Source organism: Collinsella sp. LCP21S3_A9 (genome assembly GCF_052118785.1).
Lineage (GTDB): Bacteria > Actinomycetota > Coriobacteriia > Coriobacteriales > Coriobacteriaceae > Collinsella.
In genome coordinates this window covers 1-1424 of the sequence record NZ_JBQKGN010000050.1, presented here as the reverse complement: position 1 = coordinate 1424, position 1424 = coordinate 1, and the positions used below count along the sequence as shown (strand labels likewise).

The window sequence follows — 1424 nt, the reverse complement described above, 5'->3', positions numbered from 1 at the left end:
AAGGCTCTGTTAGACCAGGATTGACATACATGTGTCCCCACGGTGCCATATCGTTGACCCCGTAGACCGCGATGATGGGGGCAGCATGAACGCCGAAGACCTGGTCCTCAACTTCAAGAAGGGCATGGCGAACCTCAGCAAGACCGAGCGCCGCCGCGCTATCGAGTCCGTCAGGGACGTGATCCGCGCGGCGGCGTTCGACGACGCGGCCGGCTCCGCCTACGAAATCGAACGCTGCCCGCGCTGCGGGTCCGCCGCGGTCGTGAAGAAGGGCAAATCGAAGAACGGCGAGCAGCGCTACCTCTGCCGGGGCTGCGGCAGGACCTTCGGCATGGGCAGCGAGCGCATCCTGGGGACGAGCAAGCTCCCGAAGGAGACCTGGATGGCCTACGCCGAGTGCTTCGTGCTCATGCTGCCCCTGCGCGAATGCGCGAGGCGCTGCCGCGTCTGCCTCAAGACCGCCTACACCATGCGCCACAGGCTGATCGAGTGCCTCTCGGCCTACTCCCCCTCGTTCAGGGTCGAGCGGGGCTGCGGCTGCGAGCTCGACGAGACCTATTTCCCCGAGTCGTTCAAGGGCAACCACGCGAAGGGGTCGTTCACGATGCCGCGCCCCTCCCGGCATCGCGGCAAGCAGGTGCACAGACGCGGGCTGTCGCGCGAGCGGATCTGCGTCATGACCGGCGTGAACGACTCGAACGAGACGTTCCTCGAGGTCACGGGGCGGGGCGCCCTTTCGAGGGAGCGCGCCATGGACGCGCTGAGGGGCCGCATCGCGGCCGGCTCGGTCGTCGCGACCGACAGGGCGGCCGCCTACGTCGGCGTCCTCGCCGAGCTCGAGGTCGCCGCGCACGCGGCCTACGACCCCAAGGACCGCTCCGGGGGGACCATCAACCGGGTCAACACCGTCCACTCGCTCCTCGGCGCCTTCATGGAGCCGTTCAAGGGCGTGTCGACGAAGCACCTCGACGCCTACCTCGCCTGGTTCAGGTGGTGCCGGACCTTCATGGCGACCGATTCCGGCGCCGCCGGGCGCACGGTCGCGCGGCAGCTCGCGCACGGCGTCTGCAGGAGCCGCGTCCGCGACATGTTCAACGTGGAGCCGCCCTACATGGACTACTGGGCCGCGCCCGCCGCATAGAGGCGGTAGAATGGTCGCACCGCGATACACGAGGAGGGGTGAGGCCATGCCGTCGAACATACCGGCCACGACGATCCGCATCGACCCGGAGGTCAAGAGGGAGGCCACGGCCATCCTGGACGAGCTCGGCCTGTCCATGTCCACCGCCGTCAACGCGTTCCTCAGGGCGCTCGTCCGAGAGGGCGGGATGCCGTTCGAGATGAGGGTCAAGACGCCGGCGCCCGACGAGGAGACGGCGAGTTAGCCGGCAGGTCGGCATGTCAATCCTGGTCTAACAGAGCCT

Annotated in this window: 2 protein-coding genes; both read left to right on the top strand. The window is 67.9% G+C overall.

Translation table 11 applies throughout. The features are described 5' to 3' along the window. Positions 1–85: 85 nt before the first annotated feature. The gene (locus ACTQ05_RS09460; protein ID WP_441057983.1) at positions 86–1141 is read left to right on the top strand and encodes an IS1595 family transposase; all 1056 of its coding nucleotides are present in this window, start codon (positions 86–88) and stop codon (positions 1139–1141) included. Between the two features lie 46 nt (positions 1142–1187). Beyond that, positions 1188–1385, top strand: a complete 198-nt coding sequence (locus tag ACTQ05_RS09455; RefSeq protein ID WP_117744010.1) for a type II toxin-antitoxin system RelB/DinJ family antitoxin — start codon at positions 1188–1190, stop codon at positions 1383–1385. The last annotated feature ends 39 nt before the right edge of the window (positions 1386–1424 follow it).